We start from the raw sequence: 22,781 nt of genomic DNA, 5'->3' as shown, positions 1-22,781 counted from the left end.
GGCCAGTTCAGAACCCCTCAGTCTTTTCAATTCAAAGCGCATCGGTAAAGAAATGGTTATTCCCTTTTAAGCCAATGCAAAGCAGAAGTGGAAAGACTGAGGGGCTCACGTAGTGCGGGTTTCGAAACGCTGTTTACTTCGCTATGGGGTTTGGATATAGAATAACTATTAGCTCAAACCCCGCTACTTGCCTACAGCGTTTTGAATTCCCGCTGAATGGTCAAACTTTTAATGCAATTGGTATTAGTTCACTGGACAGCTAATTTCAGTGAGTGAATTAATAACAATCTCGTCTACAGGAACATTTTGACGACCACCCGTTGTATGGGTTGCGACAATACTAATTTGGTCGGCGATATCCATTCCTGCAACGACTTGGCCAAATACAGCATAACCATCATTAGAAGCGCTAGCGTCCAATTGCGGATTATCTAATACATTAATAAAAAATTGCGAAGTAGCGGAATTTGGATCATTAGTTCGTGCCATTGCTATAGTACCGCGTGAGTTACTTATACCGACACTGGCTTCATTAATGATTGGATCATTTCCAGGCTTTGATACTAGCCCTGTCGTTAAGCCTCCACCTTGAACCATAAAGTTGCTGATAGTGCGATGAAAGAGTGTCTCTTGATAAAAACCACTATCGGCATAAGTTTTAAAATTCTGCCCAGTGACAGGAACATTGGTTAAATCTATTGCAAGCGTCATGTCCCCTTTAGTGGTTACGATCAAATAACAGATATCGGCTTTTAGCTCTGGAGCTTCGACAGGAGGAGTCGGTGGTGTTGGCGAATCAGCGCTATCAGATCCGCACGCAGCGATAGACAGACAAGTTAATAGAGGCAACAACTTCTTCATATTTAAACCTTTATATTATTTGTAACCAACATTTAAAGTTGGCACATTATCCAGTAAATGTGTGGTCTTTGTTTTTTACTTGTAGGGTGTTTGTTGCGCTGAGTTTACATGTTGTGGGTTGGCTCGCAATAGCTCACTTGCCAAAGTTACAAAATGTCGCAGTTCAATTTTTACAATCGTATGTCGAGAATGGACGTTATCATGTCAAGAATTGTCGACTATTTCTGCTTGTATAGCTGAATGGTTTGCTGCAAATATCCGATGTCCATTCGTCGATTTGGGGGCAAAATAAGCAAATTGGAATGATTTTCTAACAGAGAAAGGAAATTATCAGCTATTAGGCAATATCTTTTTATCATTTGTTGGCGCTTACGGGTATAATAACCAACTAATTTTTATTCAGTGTCTATCTATCGATGTTAAATTTTTTTGCTGCAGCTCCTCGGGGCTACGAATACGCGTTATCGCTTGAATTAGCGGAGCTTGGCGCTTCAGATATCAAAGAAAGTGTAGCGGGAGTTTATTTTACTGCTTCTCTAGAACTTGGTTATCGGATCACCCTTTGGTCGCGACTAGCCAGCAGAATCATTTTAGTGATCCATAAAGGTCCTTGTGAGTCACCAGAGCAGCTTTATAACGCCGCTTACGGTATTGACTGGCAGATGCAGTTTTCTAACCGCAGTACTTTTAGTGTCGATTTTCATGGCATGGGTGGCTTCATTAACAACACCCAATTTGGTGCATTGAAAATTAAAGATGCAATAGTCGATCGCTTTCGTGATGATGACTTTTCTCGTCCGAACGTTGCAAAAATCGATGCTGATTATAAAATTGATGCCCATTACCGCCGCGGCGAAATAACCATTGGGATTAACTTTTCTGGTCCAGCGCTACACAAGCGTGGTTATCGTAGTACAACGGGTGAAGCACCGCTAAAAGAAAACTTAGCAGCAAATATGCTGGTACGTAGTGGTTGGAAGAAGTCTCCTGTCACCTTACTAGACCCTTTTTGTGGTAGCGGAACCATACTTATTGAAGCGGCTATGTTGGCTTGTGACATTGCACCTGGTATTCACCGTGAACGGTTTGGTTTTGAAAAGTGGTTACCTCATAACGATAAGGTTTGGCAGGAATTATTAAACGAAGCTCATGCTAGAGCATCGATTGGAAAAACCCGATGTGAAATCAAATTCTATGGGTCTGACATTGATTCAAGATTGGTAGCACTAGCAAAACGTAATGCTGAAAACGCAGGCGTGCTTGAGTTTATTGATTTTAATGTCAGTAACGCGCTTAATATAAGCGTACCAGCACCGACTGGCTATTTGATTTCGAATCCCCCTTATGGTGAACGTTTAGGTAACATGACCTCGTTACTGCAACTTTATTATCAGCTAGGTGATAAGTTCAAAGCAGAGTTCGGTGGCTGGAACTTAGCGATTTTAAATAGCGATTCAGAACTATTGTCAGCATTAAAGCTAAAAGCTGATAAACAGATGAAGATGAATAATGGTGCACTTGAATGTGCATTCAATCTTTATACAGTTCATGCTGAAAACACTCGTCGCGTAGACCCTGCAAATATTAAGGTCGATGGCGATGTGAGTGACATTGCGGTGCCTTTTGCTAACCGTATTAAGAAGAACTTTAAACAGTTACAAAAATGGGCTAAGAAAGAGGGAATCGATAGTTACCGTCTCTATGATGCCGACTTGCCTGATTATAATGTAGCCATTGATAAATATCTTGATCACGTTGTTGTTTATGAATATGCCGCACCTGCAGAGATCCCTGAGTCGGTGTCAAAACGCCGTTTAACGGATGTGTTGATTGCACTGCCACATGCAATAGGAATCGATCCTAATAATATTGTGTTGAAGACCCGAGAGCGTAAAAAGGGCATTTCACAGTATGAAAAGATGCAAGCTAATAAGCTTGAACTTATTACGACTGAGTATGGTGCCAAATTTAAGCTAAACCTTAAAGAATATTTGGATACGGGGTTGTTTTTAGATCATCGCTTAACCCGCAAAATGGTAGGTGAAAAGTCTAAAGGGCGCAGTGTGTGTAACCTATTTGCTTATACCGGTACTGCGTCGGTACATGCAGCACTCGGCGGGGCCACGTCGGTTACGACGGTTGATATGTCGAATACCTACATCAATTGGGCGAAAGAAAACTTTGCGCTTAATGGTTTAAACGATGATAAATATCAATTTGTTCAAGCAAACTGTTTACAGTGGATAAAGCGCACCCATGATAGGTTCGATCTTATCTTTATCGATCCGCCAACCTTCTCAAATTCAAAGCGTATGGAAGATTCTTTCGACGTGTTGCGCGATCATGTGCCTCTATTGAGTAACTTGATAAAACTGCTTAATCCAGGCGGAGAAATTATTTTCTCAAACAACAAGCGTAAATTTAAGATGGAAATTGAGCAATTAGAAGCTGCTGGCCTGTCGATTAAGAATATCGATAACCAAACATTACCATTGGATTATAAGCGTAACCCGCAAATCCATAACACTTGGCTTATCACTCATGCCGAGTAAAGTTAACGCTGTTATTTTATATCACACAGATGCATGTCATCTGTGTGAACTCGCTGCGGAGTTGTTACAACAAGCACAAGTCGTTTTTGTTGCTGAAGATATTTGTGAAAGCGAGTTATTAGCTGAAAGTTACGCGACACGGATCCCAGTGGTAAAAACAACAGATAATCGCGAGCTGGGCTGGCCATTTGACCTCAAAGCATTACAAGAATTTTTAGGAGCGTAAGTTGAGTTTAGTACGTATTAATAACGGCTCTTTAGCCTATGGTTATACCCCGTTATTGCAAAAAGCAGATTTCACCATTGAACCTGGTGAGCGGGTTTGTATAGTAGGTCGCAATGGTGCAGGTAAATCTAGCCTGATGAAAGTACTAAGCGGTGATGTTCTGCTTGATGAAGGTGAGTTTAATATTGCTACCGATGTTAAAGTCAGCCGATTGCAACAAGATCCACCTAAAGCCGAACAAGGAACTGTTTATGCTTATATCGCAGCAGGCTTACAGGAAGTAGGCGAAAAGTTAGAGCGCTATCACCAACTTTCCCATGACGTGGCAACCGCTAATCCAGATGAAATGGAGCGTATGCTGAAGCAGATGGAAAGGCTACAAGGCGATATCGATCATTTAAATGGATGGCAACTCGATAATCGGATTAACCAGAACTGTGAGTTACTTGGTTTGGATGCTGACGCACCATTATCTGAGTTATCGGGTGGCTGGCAACGTAAAGTGGCTTTAGCTCGATCTTTGGTTAGTGATCCTGATCTGCTGCTGCTCGATGAGCCGACTAACCACCTCGACATCGATACTATTGAATGGCTAGAACAATTCCTGCTCAGCTACCGTGGCGCAATTGTATTTGTCAGTCACGATAGAGGGTTCATTGATAGAATGGCGACCCGAATCGTTGATTTGGATCGTGGTATTGCAACCTCTTGGCCTGGAAGCTACCAAGCTTACTTAACAGGTAAAGCAGAATGGTTACGGGTAGAAGCTGAGCAAAATGCTCACTTTGATAAAAAGCTAGCCGAAGAAGAAGCATGGATCCGTCAAGGCGTTAAGGCTCGTCGTACTCGTAACGAAGGCAGAGTACGTGCTCTTAAAGATTTACGCGTAGAGCGCATGGCACGTCTAAATCGTCAGGGCGGCGCTAAAATGTCAGTTGCTGATACGGATCGCTCTGGTAAGCTGGTGTTTGATATTGAGAACCTTGAATATAACCTGCCTGATAAAAACTTGGTTAAGAATTTCAGTTCAACAGTCATGCGTGGCGACAGAATTGCATTGATAGGCCCTAATGGTTGCGGTAAATCAACGTTAGTTAAGCTGCTTATCGGTCAACTTGAAGCGCAGTCTGGTAGTGTGAAAGTGGGGACTAAACTTGAAATTGCTTACTTCGACCAGTACCGAGAAGCGTTAGATCCTGAAAAAACAGTAGAAGATAACGTAGGCGAAGGTAAGAAAACCGTTACCATTAATGGCCAAGACCGTCATATATTGAGTTATCTACAAGACTTTTTGTTTTCACCTTTAAGGGCTAGAACACCGGTTAAAGCTCTTTCTGGTGGTGAAAAGAACCGTCTGTTGCTAGCGCGCTTATTGCTTCGTCCTGCAAATCTTATTATTCTCGATGAGCCAACAAACGATCTAGATATTGAAACCCTAGAGCTGCTTGAGTCTTTACTCGCAGATTATAAGGGGACTCTACTACTTGTTAGCCACGATAGAGCGTTTATCGACAATACGGTTACCAGTAGTTGGTGGTTTACTGGCAATGGTGGTTGGAGTGAATATGTTGGAGGCTACCAAGATGCGGTGTCTCAAGGCGCTAAATTTTATTCTGAGGAACCTCAGGAGCAAAAGAGTGTCCAACCTCCAGTTGTTGAAAAAAAGCCGGCGGTAGCAGCTAAACCGGCGAAGAAGTTATCGTTTAAGCTACAAAGAGAATTAGAGTCTTTACCTGCATTGATGGAACAGTTAGAGCAGGATATTGAAGCATTGCAAAGTATTATTAGTGATCCTGATTTTTATGCTCAGGAACAAAAAACAGTTAACGAAAAGCTAAAGGCTCTGTCCGATAAGGAAGGTCTACTTGAGAGTTACTTTGAGCGATGGGAAGAGCTCGAGTCATTGAAGTAAGCTAAAAAATAAAAAATGGGAAGTAATTCATGAAGTTTAAGTTGGAAAAGACCCTATCCTTAGTCGCCGTTGGTGTATTAAGTGTCCTTCATGGTGCACAAGCTGCACCTGTTTATGAAATTAAAAACCTCGATACCGAGACATTTAACTTAAACGGTACGATTGCCAATACTCGTAACGGTTATGGTATGGCAGTTAACAACAACGACGAAGCGGTTGGTGCTGCCAAAGGTAAGAAGAAACTAAACGTTGATGAAGATGATAATGGCGTCATTGATATCGAAGATGGCGTGTCTGATGCTGAAACAATTACTTATTCAGTAAACCTACCTATTATTGCTAATAACTTCACTTTCACTTCAATCGAAAATGATCCTGTAACCCCTTGGTTACCGACTTTTGAGAGTGTAAATGGCACCACAGCGCCAACGTTTCCTGAAGATGAGGATACGGTTAATTCAGTCGATACTTTTTACTACGGCATAAATGATGCAAAAGTAAAAGTCGGTGCGATGACGGCTGTTGAACAAACAGTTCCTTATTCTGGTAGCAGTGAAACGCAAGAGTTTTGGTACTACCGCGAATATGAACAACGTGGCTTCGTTAAGGATGATAGCAATACTGAAATCGCTTTGACGCCACCGTACACTGAGTATGTTTCAGAGCAAGATGATGGTGACGTGACCGTCACCGTTGGCGGCTTCTCAAGTGGCACAGCAGTTAATAGCAACAATCTGATTGCCGGTTATGCCAGTACGGATATCAGTAAAAACAGTGCTAACATTATCGACTCATGCGTTTCGAATAATAGTGAAACTGCACCTACCGATATTTGTGTGCAAAATAGACAGTACCCGAATAGTAGTGGTTTTAGAGACATTCAATATCAGACTCGTGGCTATGTCTGGAAATACGAAGCTGGCGCTGTCACAGAGAGCTTTGAGCTTCCTCTTGGCTTAGAAGTGACTAATGATGGCGTTTATACTGGACAAGGTCTTGGAATCAATGCCGCTGGTGTTGTTGCTGGTCGCTCGCATGTTTATCGTGACGGCAATAAGGACAGATTGTATTTCGATGCTGCTTATTGGAAGCAAGATGCTGAAGGTGCTTATCAATATAACTGGGTTGATGTTGATACGGTTAAAGATGTGCGTTCATCTATCGCTTACGATATTAACGACAGCGGTATTTTGATTGGTAGTTACAGTAAATATATTGAAGGGTATATCCGAGATAAGTTCTTCTATATCGATACGAGTGATGCCAACGCCGAAATCATCACACCTAATGATTTCTATAACAACCTTTCTGACTTAGGAAGCCGTGGTAGAGGCATTAATAATAATGGGCAAGTGGTTGGCTATATCGAAACTACCCATGATAAGGAAAAGCCAAGACCTAAAGCTGGCTTCTTGTATAACATCGCAGAAGATGAGTTTTCGAATCTTAATGATCTACTGACTTGTCAGTCAAAAGGTTTTGTAAAGGATGATTCAGACAAGTGGGTTCGTAATAAAGTTGCAGTCGAAGATGGTTCTGGAAAGACACTGACTTACGAGAGCGAAATCAAGATTGTAGAAGCAAACAGTATTAGTGATAGTGGCACGATTGTGGGCACAGCGTTTATTCGTAAGCCTTCGTATCAATTCGATTCTAGCGGTAATTTAATTATCGGTGATAACGGATTACCATTTTTTGAACTTAATGGCTACGGCGATCCGGTCACTTCATTTTTACCGCGTATGATGGTTATCCAAACTACGGGTGAGGACGCTACAGATGAATGGAAAGCGGCCAATAATTGTGTTGACGATAATGAAGACAACGGTAACTATGAGCGAAAGGGCGCAGCGAGCCTCGGATGGTTGTTAATGTTGCCGTTAGTTTGGCTGCGACGCAAAAGAAAGTAGCTGACTAGATGAGTAGACTAAATCGAGGCAATTTGCCTCGATTTTTTTTATTTTTATTTTTATGACATAACTCAATAGCTTAATATTTAACCTGTAAAATGTCGGTTTTTTTTGATTGATCTCTCGAGCAAAAAGTTTTATTCATAGTCATGAAGCATTAGCTTCTACCATTATGGAAGAGAGGACGCTTGCATGAAGAGACAAAAACGAGATCGATTAGATAGAGCTTTTTCGAAAGGTTTTCAGGCTGGGATAGGGGGCCGTTCTAAAGAGATTTGTCCATATTCGACACTTGACTCTAAGTCACAATGGCTTGGAGGTTGGCGAGAAGGTATTGATGGTAGGTTAAGCGGTTTATTTAATAAATGAACGAGTATAACAAAAACGCCCTCTATTAAGAGGGCGTTGTCATTAGTCATGTTTTGTAAGCTTAAAAGCTAGAGGTATCTGTAAAAATACCAACTTTTAGATCTTTAGCGCTATAGATTTCGCGGCCATCAACTTCCATTGTTGCATCAGCAATGCCCATAACTAGTTTACGGTACACTTTACGCTTTATCGTAAGCTTGTAGGTAACCTTTTTAGCTTCTGGAAGTACTTGACCAGTAAATTTTACTTCGCCAACGCCAAGCGCGCGTCCTTTTCCTTCAGCACCTTCCCAACCTAAGAAAAAGCCAACAAGTTGCCACATAGCATCTAGGCCAAGGCAACCTGGCATAACAGGGTCTGCTGCAAAGTGGCAGTCAAAAAACCAAAGATCTGGATTGATATCGAGTTCAGCAACAATTTCACCTTTACCAAATTCACCGCCATCTGCATTGATCTTAAGTACACGGTCGATCATTAACATATTGTCTTTCGGTAATCTCGGAGAGTTAGGTCCGAAAAGGTTGCCAAGTCCGCAGGCAACAAGGTCTTCTTTTGTAAAACTGTTAGCATTACTCATTATTTTTGGTTCTCCAGCAATTTGAACCGCCAAGGTTAGCGAACACGTGTACGCTAAACAACTCCGATCAGCTAGAAAATGACAGTTTTTCTCGCAGCCTCACAAAAAATGACTTTTCTTCCTCTTGATATCCCGCTAAACCTTCTAATCTTGTTTGTACAAGGCCGTAAAGGGAGTCATTTGGGAACTGATTGTCTTGATCTGCAGTTCCTGCGGGAGTTTGCATTAATATCTCAGCCGCTTCATCGATGTGCTTTACTTGATAGAGTGTAAATTGCCCTTCGTTAACAGCATTAATAACAGATTGGTGCAAGTTTAACTGCTGCATATTAGAACAGGGAATAATGACGCCTTGATGACCAGTCAGTCCACGGCGTTGACATAATTTGAAAAAACCTTCGATTTTTTCATTAACTCCACCAATGGCTTGTACATTACCAAATTGGTCAATTGCTCCGGTAGCGGCGATACTTTGCTTAATGGGCTTTTCAGATATAGCAGATATTAAGCTGCAGTATTCTGCTAAAGAGGCGCTGTCACCGTCGATCTCTTGGTATGACTGCTCAAATACGATATTGGCATTGAGGTGTAATGGCGCATCTTTACCAAATATACGATATAGGCACGAAGACAGGATCATCATGCCCTTTGCATGAATGTTACCACCAAGCTCAGACTTACGCTCAATATCAGCAACTTCGCCATCTCCATAATGCACTGAGGCGGTTATTCTTGCGGGTTCACCATAACTATACTCGGCATTTTCAATGACGGTTAAGCCATTTATTTGGCCGATAATTTCATCTTGTGTTGGCAGGTTGATAAACAAGTCATCGAAGTTTTGCTCCGATAGTTTTTCGGAGGCATTATGGCGTTGATTAAACATATCAATACTGAGACGAAATGCTTTTTCATCGATATGTGTTTGCTGAGAATAAGTGCTTGCTTGGACCAACAACTGTTCAATATTAATTGACATTAAGCTTAAGCGTTGTTGGTGATCGGCAAGCCTTGCACTGTATTCCAGTAATGCCAATCTTGCTGGATCATCAATGGTTAAACTAATGTCCTCTAAAATACAATCCAACCATTGGTTATAATGGGCCAACGGCACTTCATTGAGGTCAACCTCATTTAGCAATTCACCTAATAAGGGGAATAAATTGGCAAAAATGGGTTCACCGAGCCAGCAATGACCATATTGGTTACTCGAACCAATAAGTATAATCTTACAGTTTAGTGCTATAGGTGGGAGACTGGAATGTACTTGATATTCCTTTTTATCAAGTATTTCTAACAGTAGCTCCCAAAGCGTTTCTCTTTTCCAAATGGAATCAGCACAGATAAATAAATAATGGCAGTTGGCAAGCGCGCCAGCTCTATAATGTTTTGTGCGCTCGTCATATCGCCCGATCAGGTCATGTTTTTTAATCGTGCCAGAAAGATACTGATGTGTTGTTTGTTTAGCAGCGAGCAACTGTTGCTTGTCACTTTGCTCACACCAAGCCGTACCATTACCAGTTAACACCAGATTTTTATCGACAAAAACTCCTTCCGTTTCGACGAGGGCTCGGATAATATTTTTGCGATTACAACCCGAGTAATCCGCTAAATACATATGTTGGTCATGAGTATTACTCAATAATTTGAAAGCATCACGAACACGAGATTGACCAATTAAACGGACTTCTGAAGGACTATTGTCTGCGGCCGCTGTCGTTAGGGTAAACTGCGGTTTGAGTGCAGAAGCAGGAATAATATTTGAGTTCATATATATCTGTTAAGTTTTTCAATTAGAGAGATATTAACATAGTATTGCGGTTAGCCTTTAATATGTCAGTGATAGATGGCCAGCTGACGGCTTTTAGAGCAATAGGGTTGATTGCTGAGAGTAAACAATCATCAATTTGATTGTAAGATCACCACTTGATTGCTGTTAGCAAAGTTTTCATCTATTTAGTATTTACAACATGGATGTAAACGCCTAGTATTTACCTCGTTAGGAGAGATGGCAGAGTGGTCGAATGCACCGGTCTTGAAAACCGGCATGGGTTTGTAGCCCATCTAGGGTTCAAATCCCTATCTCTCCGCCACATTAAAGAAGGCAGCCTAAATGGCTGCCTTTTTGCTTTCTGATTAAGTCATTGTTATTTAGACTAATATTGGATATTGCCAGTATTGCTCTAAGTAAGATTTAACTTTCTAAATTTTCTTTTATGGGCTAAATTAGACTGAATAAGATAGCTTGATACACGTGTAGAGCAAGCAGGTTTAATTTAGGGTAGGGCAGCTTTGATTTCAGTATATTTAGTCGATGACCATGAGCTAGTACGTACTGGTATTCGGCGTATTCTAGAAGATGAACGCGGAATAAAGGTCGTTGGTGAAGCGGGTGACGGTGAGACGGCTGTTCAATGGTGCCGTAAAAATGAAGCCGATGTCATTTTGATGGATATGAATATGCCAGGTATTGGTGGCTTAGAAGCGACCCGCAAAATTCTAAGGTTTCAAGCTCATGCAAAAATAATCGTGCTGACTATACACACTGAAGATCCATTTCCTACGAAAGTGATGCAAGCTGGTGCTTCTGGTTACTTAACCAAAGGTGCAACCTCTCCAGAAGTGTTACAAGCTATTCGTCAAGTTGCACATGGTCAACGCTATTTATCCCCTGAAATTGCGCAACAAATGGCTTTAAGTCAGTTTAATCAGTCTGAAGATAATCCATTTAAATCCTTGTCAGAGCGAGAGCTGCAGATCATGCTAATGATCACCAATGGTTAGAAGGTAAGTGATATTTCTGAACAATTGAACCTTAGCCCTAAAACAGTGAATAGCTACCGATATAGGCTATTCGCCAAGTTAGGGATCGGCGGAGATGTGGAACTGACTCGACTAGCGATTAGGTATAAGATGCTTGATACTGGTCAGTTTTAAATCAACATTAGCGATTAGGTGAGCTAACACCGTATGAGTGAAACGTTCAATTCTAGCGAGTTTTTGAAAACGGTAACATCATCTCCCGGTGTATACCGTATGTATGATGTTGATAATATAGTTATCTACGTAGGAAAGGCTAAAGATTTAAAAAAGCGTTTATCTTCCTATTTTCGTAAAAATCTCACTAATGTAAAAACACAGGCTTTAGTCGCCAGAATTGCCAATATCGATGTCACGATTACCCATAGTGAAACCGATGCGCTAATCCTCGAAAATGATTACATAAAACAGTACATGCCTAAGTATAATGTGCTGCTGAGGGATGATAAGTCTTACCCCTATATTCTATTAAGTAATCATAAGCATCCGCGGCTTTCTTACCATCGTGGACCGAAAAGAGCTAAAGGCCAATATTTCGGGCCGTACCCCAATGGCGGAGCAGTTCGCGAAAGCTTACATTTACTGCAAAAAATCTTTCCAATTCGGCAATGTGATGACTTGTATTATAAAGCGAGATCTCGTCCGTGCTTACAGTATCAAATTGGTCGATGTAGTGCGCCATGTGTTGATAACGTTTCCCTAAAAGATTATCAAGAACAGGTTGCATTGGCGTCGCTGTTTCTGAAAGGCAAAGATCAGCAAGTGACCAAAGCACTTGTTGCAAAGATGGAGCAAGCTGCTGTCGAATTAAATTATGAGCAAGCGGCGCGTTATCGTGATCAAATCACAGCCTTAAGACGTGTTGCAGAGCAGCAGGAAGTCTCTCACTCATCTGGAGACATGGATGTAATTGGGGCGCATTTTGCATCTGGCGTGGCATGTTTTCATTTATTGTTTATTCGAGAAGGCAAAATATTCGGTAGTCGCAGCTATTACCCTAAAGTCCCCGTTGATACTGAATTATCTGAAGTTTTACGAGCTTTTATGTTTCAATTCTATCTCAACTCAGATAGCCAAAGAGTGACCCCTAAAGAGATTTTGGTCAGCGATGCTTTTGAAGAACAAGCTGAGCTGGCTGGTGCGATCAATACAGCACAGCAGAGGAAAGTTGAAATAAAGAGTCAGGTGCGTGGCGAGCGAGCACAATTTCTACGTTTAGCGCTCACTAATGCCACTAATGCAGTTAATACTAGGCTGGCACATCGAAATACTGTTGAACAACGTTTCTTATTATTAGAAGAGGCGATAGAAGTCAGTCATAAAATTCAGCGAATGGAGTGTTTCGATATTAGCCATACAATGGGCGAGAGTACAGTTTCGTCCTGTGTTGTATTTAATCGCGAAGGTCCTAATAAAGCCGATTATCGGCGTTATAATATTGAAGGCATTACTCCTGGCGATGATTATGCCGCTATGAAGCAAGCTATAAGTCGACGATTTGATAAAGTTGCTAAAGCCGGTAAGACACCAGATATACTCTTTATTGATGGCGGAATAGGCCAACTACGTATTGCTCAAAAGGTAGTGGATGAAAAATTTGTAGCATTAGATCATGCGCCAACATTGATTGGTGTTGCAAAAGGTGAGGGCCGTAAACCTGGTCTTGAAACCCTTATTTACGGTGAGAATGAAGAATCATTCACTTTACCTGCGGATTCGGGCGCATTACACCTTATTCAACAGATACGAGACGAATCTCATCGCTTTGCAATTACAGGTCACCGCAATAAAAGGCAGAAAACCCGCAACACCTCTACACTTGAATCCATTGAGGGAGTGGGTCCAAAGCGTAGAAAAGCGCTATTACAACATTTAGGTGGATTACAGGAAGTGAAGAGCGCAAGTGTGACAGAATTGGTAAAAGTACCAGGGATCAGCCTAGAAATGGCACAAACAATACATGATGCATTGCGAGGGTAGTAAAATTAAGGCAAGATTGGCGCTGCTTTTGAATTTTAGGTTTTATGATGCCGTTTAACATTCCTATCGCGTTAACACTTTTTAGACTATTACTGTTACCAGTATTCGTTGTTCTTTTCTACATGCCTGACAGTTGGGCACTTTTCGCTGCAGCTTTTGTCTTTTGGTTAGCCGCAGTAACTGATGCTCTCGATGGTTATGCTGCACGAAAACTCAAGCAATCAACTCGTTTTGGCGCCTTTCTTGATCCCGTCGCGGATAAAATAATGGTAACGACGGCATTAGTACTGCTCGTCGCTCAATACCAAAATGTCTGGTTGACTTTACCGGCATTATTTATGATAGGCCGTGAGATAGTCATTTCTGCATTAAGAGAGTGGATGGCTGAAATAGGTAAGCGCGGAGCGGTAGCTGTCTCTTGGATCGGAAAATATAAAACCGCTGCACAGATGACTGCAATAACTGGCTTAATCTGGCAACCAAACGATTTTATAATATATAGCGCATTTGGCTTGTTTTATGTCGCTGCGATACTGACTTTCTGGTCAATGATGAGCTACATAATAGCCGCATGGGGTGATTTAACCGCCGAGTAGCTCGTTTTAAAACCGATAAGATTAATTAGTGCGCAAGCAGTTATTTATCTACAAATATAGCGTTGACTCTTCGACATAAATCGGTAGAATGCCATTCCGTAGTCAAGGGGAAGCGAACTAAGCAAGAACTTGATTACAGATTAAATTGAAATGCGACATTAGCTCAGTTGGTAGAGCGATACCTTGCCAAGGTATAGGTCATCGGTTCGAACCCGATATGTCGCTCCAATTTAATATGGCGCGATGGCAGAATGGCTATGCTGCGGATTGCAAATCCGTCGATCTCGGTTCGACTCCGGGTCGCGCCTCCACAGTTTAAGAATTTGATGAGTGGTTAAGTAATTAACTACAGTGTTTCTACCGATAACACGTATCATCAAAATCAAAGAGTTTGCCCGAGTGGTGGAATCGGTAGACACAAGGGATTTAAAATCCCTCGCTTAATAGGCGTGCCGGTTCAAGTCCGGCCTCGGGTACCAAATATTCTCGCAAGAGAATTACATTAAGCCTCAACGAAAGTTGGGGCTTTTTTGTTTTTAAAATAAAGTGATTATTAAGCCTTAGCTTAATTAAATCAATTACCTACTGATTTCGTGACAACTGAACATCACCTATGTATATTGCATCCAAATTTAACTCAGAGGTCTAAGGATGAAGTCAACTTCGAAGGGATTTACCCTCATAGAACTTGTTACAGTGATTATAGTGTTAGGGGGGCTAGCAGTAGTGGCTTTGCCGAGATTTGTGAGTTTAGGGCAAGATGCCCATGATTCTGTCGCCCACAGTGTTTTTGGTAGCTTTAGCTCTTCAGTTAGCCTCTACCATAGCTGTTGGGCTGCATCGGGTGCTGCAGGATATCAAACCAATTTGGCTTGTTATGGTGCTGGGGATGTCGACTCTACAAGTACCGGATACCCTTTAGGTCTTGACACAATTAACAGTGAAAATGGAACAAAACTTCAAGGAGCATATTGTAAGCAGCTATGGGAAGGTCTGCTTGATAACAATGAATATAAGTTAGCCATGCACTCAAATGCAGCCTTTGAAGGCAATAATGACATTGTCTATTGGTATTACGGTGGCGATCTGACAAATAAGGATACGCACTGCTATTACAATTATATTGCTGATGATAGAAGTAAAGGGGCCGAGAACTGGCAACTAAAGTACTACCCAGCTACTGGTGAGACATCAATCTCTCGGTCAGTTTTGAGTATTCAATAGAGCACTTCTCAAAAGAATTACGGTAATCGCTGTTATTTTACAACACCGAGGTGCCTGATTTGCCGATATTAAGCTCGAGTAACGAGTTTCTATAGTCGTTTTATACTGTTGAGTGTCATATACAAAGCACATTTATTTGCCATACTTAGGAGGTGTCTTCTTATTTGGTGAGTCAATGCGGTTTATTAGTATTAGCTTTATTATTAGTCTAGTCTTGATGAGTGCGGCAGTGTTCGCTGATGAAAGAGCGAATGCGGCAAATAAAATGCTAGTAAAACAACTTAGGTTAATTCACCTTGTAGAGCCTAAAGCTAAGTATCAGCACCAGTTAACACAACTGACCTATGGCAAACCGACTAAAGAAACCCTTGAGAAAATTGAGTTTGACATCGCCAATTTCTGGGCACAACGTCATATCGCGATCCGCGATACAAATACCACCAATATTAACGATCCGCTCATAAGAGCAATGGCTCTTGAGCCGAAAATGGATAATTATTTACAACTACAGAACCGTATATCGCATCTAAGATGGTTGGCGGAACATCAACAATGGACACCTATCTATATTGAAGGCTTAATCCGACCTGGGATGAGTCATAAGTCGTTATTAGCCATAGCCGATAGACTGATGTTACTTGGTGATGGTGTTGCAAGTGCGCAAAGCGCTGAATCTTTGGATGACAGGTTAGTCAACGGAGTAAGGCGCTTTCAACGGCGTCACGGGTTAAATCCGGATGGCATTATCGGACCTGAAACATTGAAATGGATTAATGTTGATCCTATGGAGAGAGCTAGAATTCTCGCTAAGAGCTTTGTACAAAAAGCAGAATTCATGTCACAAAGAGCAGAACAGTTTTTGGTGATCAATATCCCAGCCTATGAAATGGAGTTAATTAGCCAAGGAAAAGTCGAACTTGAGTCGCGCGTCATAGTCGGTAAGCCTTATCGACAAACTCCATTGCTAAGTAGTGCTATTTCTAATGTAGTTATCAACCCAAGTTGGCGTGTACCTAAAAAGATTCTTTTCAATGATCTGCTTCCACAAGTAAGAATCGATGGTAATTATATCGAACAACGTGAGTTTGACGTTTTTGACCGTGAAGGCAATCAGGTTGTGAGATCAGCACAACAATGGCGAGATCTTGCTGCCGGCCCGTTTCCATTTAGGTTTGTTCAACGCCCTGGCGTCAACAATACTTTAGGAAGGTATAAGTTTTATTTTCCGAATGATTATAGTGTTTATCTCCATGACACGTCAGATCCCAAGTTGTTTAATAAAAGCTACAGGGCGCTATCTTCAGGATGTATAAGAATTGAAAATGTTGAGGGATTAGCTAATTGGATGGCCGCAAACTTGGTGAAAGATAAGCAAACATGGGTAGATAGGCACATAGATAGAAACAAGACCCAGTGGTTTGCGCTAAATTCAACCTTAAATGTTCACTTGGTGTACTGGACCGCCTGGATTGATAAAGACAATTTGGCTCAGTTTAGAAATGATATCTACCAGAAGCAGTCAATAAATGATGCATCAGACCCTTCAGTTGCTCATATCAATAACTTATAGTCCACTTTTCACTATTTTATGCTGATACCTTGCATTTCTTAGACTTTAAGGCTACTTTGCCTGCCAGTTGTAGGAAAAGTAGTCAGTGGTGATCGTGTGACCGTAGTATGTTCTGCTCGTAGACAGTTATTATTAGGCCTTGGTGGAGTAGCAATGTTTTCTATGTTGCCCACTAAAGCACAAGCTAGTCGTTCAACCAAAGGGGTTAGAAGTTTAGGCTTTTACAACCGTCATACAGGTGAACGAGGGCAGGGAAGCTATTGGATTGATGGTGATTACCAAAGTGATATTTTGACTGATTTTAGTCAGGTATTGCGTGATCATCGCCAAAATGAATCTGCTCCAATGGATAAACGTTTATTTGATTTTGCTTATTTATTAAAAGAATCGTTAGGTTATGACGACGAATTACACATAATATCAGGTTATCGATCGCCAAAAACGAATCAAATGCTTGCTAAGCGAAGTAATGGAGTTGCTAAGAAAAGCTACCATATGAAAGGCATGGCACTTGATATTGCAGTACCAGGTGTAAAACTTGCAGAGGTAAGAAGTGCCGCTTTAGCGCTTAAACTGGGCGGAGTAGGTTACTACCCTAACTCAGGTTTCGTGCATATTGATACAGGCCCAATTAGAAGTTGGTAACAAACTCTGGGAGTAGGCAGATAGTTTTTGTTTACTTGGTCAGTCTATGTTAGTATTCGCCGGCTTTTAGCAAGTAATGGTTGGTCGAAAACCGTTACTGTACATTTATATTATTTTTTATTAAGTGAGTTTTATTATGTCTTATACAATCGCTGCACAAATCCGCACTGAAATAGGGAAAGGTTCGAGCCGCCGCCTACGTCATGCTAACAAAGTTCCTGCTGTTATCTATGGTCCAGGTAAAGAAGCTATCTCTATCGTTTTCGATCATAAAGATATTATCAATATCCAAGCGAACGAAGATTTTTACACTACTGACCTAACTATCTCTCTTGATGGTAAAGACGTAGCTGTACGTGTTCAAGACATGCAGCGTCATGCGTTCAAGCCTTTGATTGAACATATTGATTTCAAATTTGCTTAAATTTTAAGTAGATTTTAAAAAGCGCCACATAGGCGCTTTTTTTGTGGGCTATTTTTAGCATTAAATGTTCGCAGCATTATCTAACTTTTGTTCAGGGCAGACAGCGATAACCTTCACATCACTATTTTCACCTTGCTCTATTCTAACGTCAAAACCCCAAAGCCTGTGTATATGTTTTACAACCTCGTGGCGTGTATCTGCTAATGGGATCCTCGCATTGGGCACATATCTAAGGGTTAGTGATCTATCACCTGATACTTCAACATTGTGAACTTGAATATTGGGCTCTAAGTTAGACAGGTTATATTGTTGCGACAGTTTCTCTCTGATCTCTTTATATCCCTGTTCGTCATGTATCGCAGATACAGCTAAGTAGTTCTTGTTATCGTCGTCAAGAATAGAAAAAAGTTTAAATTGACGAATGATATTGGGGGATAGGTACTGGCTAATGAAGCTTTCATCTTTAAAATTTTCCATGGCAAAATGCAGTGTCGTTAACCAATCACTACCAGCGATGTCCGGGAACCAATGCTTATCTTCCTCTGTCGGGTTTTCGCATATACGGCGTATATCAACAAACATATTAAACCCGAGTGCGTAAGGGTTTATACCGCTATAGTGTGGACTGTTATAACTTGGCTGTGCGACAACGCCAGTGTGGCTTTGTAAAAACTCTAACATGAAGCGATCCGTCACTAATCCTTCATCGTAGAGATGATTTAAAATCGTATAGTGCCAAAATGTAGCCCACCCTTCATTCATTACCTGGGTTTGCTTTTGTGGGTAAAAATATTGGCCCATCTTTCTTACTATTCGAACTATTTCTCGTTGCCACGGCTCTAGAAGAGGCGCATTTTTTTCGATAAAGTATAGAATATTCTCTTGTGGCTCAGCTGGAAAGCGTTGAGCTTGAGCTTTTTGTTCTTCATGAGGTGCAATAGGCACAGTCCGCCATAGATCATTTACCTGACTTTGAAGATATGCTTCACGGTCTTTTTGGCGCATTTGCTCCTCTTTGAAAGAGATCTCACTAGGACGTTTATATCTGTCGACGCCAAAGCTCATGAGTGCATGGCAGGAGTCAATGACACTTTCAACCTTTTCAATTCCATATTTTTCTTCACAATCACTAATATAATTTCTAGCAAATACGAGATAATCAATAATGGAGCTAGCGTCAGTCCAAGTCTTAAATAAATAGTTACCTTTAAAGAAACTATTATGGCCTAAACTAGCATGCGCCATGACTAGCGCTTGCATAGTTATGGTGTTCTCCTCCATTAGGTATGCAATACAAGGATCTGAATTGATAACAATTTCGTAGGCTAAGCCCATTTGTCCTCTTTTATAGCCTTGTTCGGTTTCAATAAAGCGTTTACCGAAAGACCAATGGGTATAGCCAATAGGCATACCGATCCCTGCATAGGCATCCATCATCTGCTCTGCGGTAATGACCTCGATTTGATTTGGGTAGGCATCCAATCGATAATGATTTGCCACGCGCTCAATTTCAGTTAAATAAGTCTGTAGTAAATCGAAATTCCAATCAGGACCATCATCTAGCGGTGTTCTTTTTTTAGTGGTGTCCATAGCGCCCCCTAAACAGCTTGTTTCTTAAACAACTCTCTAAATACAGGATAAATATCTTCAGCTTGTTTGATGTGCTGCACTGCGATGTTATCGTGTGATTTCTGGAGAGTTTCGTACTCTCGCCACAGTGTTTGATGAGCTCTGTTGGTAATTTCGATATAACTAAAATACCTGACTACTGGAAGTAATTGTTTTTCGAGTATTTGATTGCATGAAGGCGAGTCATCGGCCCAATTGTCACCATCGGAAGCCTGTGCTGCATAAATATTCCATTCATTTTCAGGGTAACGCTTTTGTTGGATCTCATGCATTAATTTCAATGCACTGGACACAATTGTTCCACCTGTTTCTTGGGAGTAGAAGAACTCGTGTTCATCGACCTCTTTTGCTTGGGTGTGATGGCGGATGTAAACGACTTCTAGGTTTTTATAGGTTCTTGTTAAAAACAAATAAAGTAATATATAGAAACGTTTAGCCATGTCTTTGGTTGCCTGATCCATAGATCCCGAAACATCCATAAGACAGAACATAACGGCCTGACTGGAGGGTACCTCTCGTTTTGCATAGTTGTTATAGCGTAAATCAAAGGTATCAATAAAAGGCACCTTTTTGATCCTACGTTGTAAATCATCAATTTCAGCCTTTAAAGCTAAAATGCGCTCTGCGTTAGAGCCAGCTTTACTTTCAAGTTCTTCAAGCTCCTGTTGTAATTCATTTAGGGTGCGCTTCTTGGTGGATGTCATCGCCATACGACGGGCGATAGATGAGCGTAATGAGCGCACGATGTTAATATTTGCGGGAACACCATCATTGGTAAAACCAGCCCGATATACCTGATACTCGACAAGTTTATTCAGTCGGTTATTTTGAAGGTTGGGCAGCTCTAGATCTTCAAATAACAGCTCTAAGTATTCATCTTTAGAGATCTGAAATACGAAATCATCGTTGCCTTCACCTGAATCAGATGCTTCACCTTGTCCTGCACCTTGTCCATTACCTGAAGGCGGCCTTTCTATTTGATCACCTCGACTAAATTGGTCGTTTCCAGGGTAGACCCTGTCACGGACGCCTCCACTTCCTTGATGAAATGTCGGTTCACTAATGTCCCGTGTGGGAATGCTGATCTTCTCCCCTTTGTCTACGTCAGTAACACTTCGATGTGTTACTGCGTCACTTACCGCTTTTTTTATCTGTTTTTTATAGCGATTAATAAATCGTTGTCTATTGACGGTACTTTTACCTTTTGCGTTTAGTCTTCTATCGATGAAATTTGCCATGCGCACCTCCTAGCCTGACGAAGGGGAGGGTTCTCCCCTTTTATGGCTTTTCTAAGAAGACTTTCTAACTCTCAGATACCACTCTGATAGTAGCCTTACTTGCTTTTGGGTATAGCCTTTCTCCATCATTCTATTGACGAAATCATCATGCTTACGCTGATCATCAGTTGATGTTTTGCCATTAAAGGAGATTACTGGTAGTAGATCCTCGGTATTAGAGAACATTTTCTTCTCTATTACTGTTCTTAGTTTTTCATAACTTGTCCATAGAGGGTTTGTTCCTTCGTTATTAGCCCTTGCCCTAAGGACAAAGTTAACGATCTCATTTCTAAAATCCTTAGGGTTACTGATCCCTGCGGGCTTTTCTATTTTTTCAAGTTCGGCATTAAGCGCTGCTCTATCAAATAATTGGCCTGTTTCTGGATCTCTATATTCTTGATCTTGAATCCAGAAATCAGCATAGGTGACATATCGGTCGAAAATATTTTGTCCATATTCCGAGTAAGACTCTAGATAAGCTGTTTGAATTTCTTTCCCGATAAACTCCACATACTTAGGGATAAGGTAGCCTTTTAAAAATTCTAAATAGCGTTCGGCTGTTTCAGTTGGAAACTGTTCCTGCTCGATTTGGCGTTCCAGCACATAGAAAAGGTGAACGGGATTTGCTGCAATTTCTGTGTGGTCAAAATTGAATACTTTGGATAAAATTTTGAAAGCAAAACGGGTGGATAATCCCAGCATTCCCTCATCAACGCCAGCATAGTCACGATACTCTTGGTAAGACTTTGCTTTAGGATCAGTGTCCTTTAGGCTTTCACCATCATAAACACGCATTTTTGAATAGATTGAGGAGTTCTCTGGTGCGACTACCCGCGAGAGGACACTGAATTGTGCCAAGGTTTCTAATGTACCAGGGGCACAAGGGGTATTGGCCAGTTCAGAATTAGTAAGGAGCTTTTCGTAAATTCGTACCTCTTCAGATAGGCGTAAACAATAGGGGACTTTTACGATATAAACACGGTCTAAAAACGCTTCGTTGGTTTTGTTGTTTCTAAAGGTTGTCCATTCTGACTCATTAGAGTGAGCCAGAATAATACCGCCAAAAGGAAGCGCTGAAAGTCCCTCTGTACCGTTAAAGTTACCTTCTTGAGTTGCTGTTAGTAGTGGATGAAGGACTTTAATTGGCGCCTTAAACATCTCAACAAACTCCATCATCCCTTGGTTTGCGCGACACAGCGCCCCTGAGTATGAGTAGGCATCTGCGTCATTCTGTGCAAAATGTTCTAGTTGCCTAATATCAACTTTACCGACTAACGATGAAATATCTTGGTTGTTTTCGTCCCCGGGTTCTGTTTTGGCGATGGCAAGTTGATCCAGTATAGAGGGGTAAACTTTTACTACTTTAAATTTCGATATGTCTCCTCCAAATTCATGTAGTCGTTTTACTGCCCACGGTGACATAATACTTTTTAAATAACGTTTAGGAATGCCGTACTCTTGTTTCAAAATCTCGCCATCTTCCTCAAGGTTAAATAGACAGAAAGGATGGTCGTTTACAGGGCTACGAACCCCGTCGGCGGTGAGTACATAAATAGGCACGTTCTGCATTAATGCTTTAAGCTTTTCAGCTAAAGAGGATTTACCGCCGCCAACTGGGCCTAACAGATAGAGAATTTGTTTTGACTCTTCAAGTCCTTGGGCTGAATGCTTTAAATAAGCGACAATTTGCTCAATAGCTTCTTCCATTCCATAAAAATCTTTAAAAGCTGGATAGCGAGATATTAATCGATTGGAAAAGAGCCGGCTTAAGATTGGGTCTTTAGACGTATCAATTAGCTCTGGCTCTCCAATAGCAATCAATAGGCGCTCTGCTGCAGATGCAAAAGCACTGCGGTCTTCTTTACAAATGCTTAGAAACTCTTCTAATGAATACTCTTCATCTAGTTTTTTTTCATAGCGTTGTTGGTAATGCTCGAAAATACCCATAACCCACCCCCTAAAACAACTTAAAAAGAATTAGAGGCTCATAGAAGCTGCCCCCTACTATTAAGGTTAGACGCTAATTTGCTTCATTGAGATAAAAAACCAAATAAAAACAATAAGAAATAGTTGCATTTGCAATAGTTGCAAATGATGAATGAGCAATAATTCATTTTTACTATAAAAATATTTGGCGTTATAGAGAGTATTACTTAGCGGAACTAAGTGCTTTTCGTTTGGAAAAATAAATGATGAATGTATTTTTTGG

At 41.1% G+C, this 22,781-nt stretch carries 17 protein-coding genes, 4 tRNA genes and 1 pseudogene; 16 read left to right on the top strand and 6 right to left on the bottom strand.

Features of this window, described 5'->3' with window-relative positions; genetic code table 11:
* Window positions 1–243 precede the first annotated feature (243 nt).
* On the bottom strand, window positions 244–861 hold the full coding sequence (locus tag SWP_RS12660) for a peptidylprolyl isomerase (RefSeq protein ID WP_044555901.1): 618 nt from the start codon (window positions 859–861) through the stop codon (window positions 244–246).
* Between the two features lie 416 nt (window positions 862–1,277).
* On the opposite strand from SWP_RS12660, the gene rlmKL reads away from it, so the two are divergent.
* The 5 genes from rlmKL to rmf all read left to right on the top strand — a co-directional run bounded on the left by rlmKL (window position 1,278) and on the right by rmf (window position 7,830).
* Window positions 1,278–3,413 (top strand): bifunctional 23S rRNA (guanine(2069)-N(7))-methyltransferase RlmK/23S rRNA (guanine(2445)-N(2))-methyltransferase RlmL, encoded by a 2,136-nt coding sequence (gene rlmKL, locus SWP_RS12655; RefSeq protein WP_020912886.1) that lies wholly within the window; start codon window positions 1,278–1,280, stop codon window positions 3,411–3,413.
* Entirely contained in the window at window positions 3,403–3,639 is a 237-nt protein-coding gene (locus SWP_RS12650) for a glutaredoxin family protein (RefSeq protein WP_020912885.1), read from the top strand. The genes rlmKL and SWP_RS12650 overlap by 11 nt, the downstream gene beginning before the upstream one ends.
* Window position 3,640: 1 nt before the next feature.
* The gene (locus tag SWP_RS12645; protein WP_020912884.1) at window positions 3,641–5,551 is read left to right on the top strand and encodes an ABC transporter ATP-binding protein; all 1,911 of its coding nucleotides are present in this window, start codon (window positions 3,641–3,643) and stop codon (window positions 5,549–5,551) included.
* A gap of 29 nt (window positions 5,552–5,580) precedes the next feature.
* Window positions 5,581–7,461 (top strand): DUF3466 family protein, encoded by a 1,881-nt coding sequence (locus SWP_RS12640; protein WP_020912883.1) that lies wholly within the window; start codon window positions 5,581–5,583, stop codon window positions 7,459–7,461.
* A gap of 192 nt (window positions 7,462–7,653) precedes the next feature.
* Window positions 7,654–7,830 (top strand): ribosome modulation factor, encoded by a 177-nt coding sequence (gene rmf / locus SWP_RS12635; RefSeq protein WP_012155190.1) that lies wholly within the window; start codon window positions 7,654–7,656, stop codon window positions 7,828–7,830.
* Between the two features lie 61 nt (window positions 7,831–7,891).
* Here rmf and fabA read toward each other — a convergent pair whose 3' ends face one another.
* On the bottom strand, window positions 7,892–8,407 hold the full coding sequence (fabA, locus tag SWP_RS12630) for a bifunctional 3-hydroxydecanoyl-ACP dehydratase/trans-2-decenoyl-ACP isomerase (RefSeq protein WP_020912882.1): 516 nt from the start codon (window positions 8,405–8,407) through the stop codon (window positions 7,892–7,894).
* A gap of 67 nt (window positions 8,408–8,474) precedes the next feature.
* Complete coding sequence (locus SWP_RS12625) at window positions 8,475–10,178, bottom strand: S16 family serine protease (RefSeq protein ID WP_020912881.1); 1,704 nt, start codon at window positions 10,176–10,178, stop codon at window positions 8,475–8,477.
* Window positions 10,179–10,409: 231 nt separating this feature from the next.
* Here SWP_RS12625 and SWP_RS12620 point away from each other — a divergent pair.
* The 11 genes and pseudogenes from SWP_RS12620 (at window position 10,410) to rplY (ending at window position 17,666) form a co-directional block, all read left to right on the top strand.
* Window positions 10,410–10,500 (top strand) — tRNA-Ser (locus SWP_RS12620).
* A 199-nt stretch (window positions 10,501–10,699) separates the two neighbouring features.
* A pseudogene (gene uvrY / locus SWP_RS12615) lies at window positions 10,700–11,344 on the top strand (UvrY/SirA/GacA family response regulator transcription factor).
* 33 nt (window positions 11,345–11,377) lie between these two features.
* Window positions 11,378–13,207: an excinuclease ABC subunit UvrC gene (uvrC, locus tag SWP_RS12610; RefSeq protein ID WP_020912877.1), complete on the top strand. Its 1,830-nt coding sequence runs from the start codon at window positions 11,378–11,380 to the stop codon at window positions 13,205–13,207.
* Window positions 13,208–13,254: 47 nt separating this feature from the next.
* Complete coding sequence (gene pgsA, locus SWP_RS12605) at window positions 13,255–13,803, top strand: CDP-diacylglycerol--glycerol-3-phosphate 3-phosphatidyltransferase (RefSeq protein WP_044555900.1); 549 nt, start codon at window positions 13,255–13,257, stop codon at window positions 13,801–13,803.
* A 152-nt stretch (window positions 13,804–13,955) separates the two neighbouring features.
* Window positions 13,956–14,031: transfer RNA gene (locus SWP_RS12600), tRNA-Gly, on the top strand.
* Window positions 14,032–14,040: 9 nt separating this feature from the next.
* Window positions 14,041–14,114: transfer RNA gene (locus SWP_RS12595), tRNA-Cys, on the top strand.
* A gap of 82 nt (window positions 14,115–14,196) precedes the next feature.
* A tRNA-Leu gene (locus SWP_RS12590) sits at window positions 14,197–14,282 on the top strand.
* A 172-nt stretch (window positions 14,283–14,454) separates the two neighbouring features.
* Window positions 14,455–15,027: a pilus assembly FimT family protein gene (locus SWP_RS12585; RefSeq protein WP_020912875.1), complete on the top strand. Its 573-nt coding sequence runs from the start codon at window positions 14,455–14,457 to the stop codon at window positions 15,025–15,027.
* A gap of 175 nt (window positions 15,028–15,202) precedes the next feature.
* The gene (locus tag SWP_RS12580) at window positions 15,203–16,597 is read left to right on the top strand and encodes a L,D-transpeptidase family protein (RefSeq protein WP_020912874.1); all 1,395 of its coding nucleotides are present in this window, start codon (window positions 15,203–15,205) and stop codon (window positions 16,595–16,597) included.
* A gap of 96 nt (window positions 16,598–16,693) precedes the next feature.
* Entirely contained in the window at window positions 16,694–17,242 is a 549-nt protein-coding gene (mepK, locus tag SWP_RS12575) for a peptidoglycan L,D-endopeptidase MepK (RefSeq protein WP_044555899.1), read from the top strand.
* A 136-nt stretch (window positions 17,243–17,378) separates the two neighbouring features.
* Window positions 17,379–17,666: a 50S ribosomal protein L25 gene (gene rplY / locus SWP_RS12570; RefSeq protein ID WP_020912872.1), complete on the top strand. Its 288-nt coding sequence runs from the start codon at window positions 17,379–17,381 to the stop codon at window positions 17,664–17,666.
* 60 nt (window positions 17,667–17,726) lie between these two features.
* Here the strand turns inward: rplY and SWP_RS12565 are convergent, their stop codons facing one another.
* The 3 genes from SWP_RS12565 to SWP_RS12555 are packed head-to-tail and all read right to left on the bottom strand — an operon-like array spanning window position 17,727 to window position 22,519.
* Window positions 17,727–19,256 carry a SpoVR family protein gene (locus SWP_RS12565; RefSeq protein ID WP_020912871.1) on the bottom strand — a complete coding sequence of 510 codons (1,530 nt, stop codon included), beginning with the start codon at window positions 19,254–19,256 and terminating at the stop codon, window positions 17,727–17,729.
* Between the two features lie 8 nt (window positions 19,257–19,264).
* Window positions 19,265–20,533, bottom strand: coding sequence for a YeaH/YhbH family protein (locus tag SWP_RS12560; RefSeq protein ID WP_020912870.1), 1,269 nt, complete (start codon window positions 20,531–20,533; stop codon window positions 19,265–19,267).
* Window positions 20,534–20,584: 51 nt separating this feature from the next.
* The gene (locus SWP_RS12555) at window positions 20,585–22,519 is read right to left on the bottom strand and encodes a PrkA family serine protein kinase (protein WP_020912869.1); all 1,935 of its coding nucleotides are present in this window, start codon (window positions 22,517–22,519) and stop codon (window positions 20,585–20,587) included.
* Window positions 22,520–22,781: the final 262 nt, after the last annotated feature.

Source organism: Shewanella piezotolerans WP3, from assembly GCF_000014885.1.
Classification (GTDB): domain Bacteria; phylum Pseudomonadota; class Gammaproteobacteria; order Enterobacterales; family Shewanellaceae; genus Shewanella; species Shewanella piezotolerans.
The sequence above is the reverse complement of the archived record's forward strand: the minus strand, read 5'-3'. Positions and strand labels throughout refer to the sequence as shown.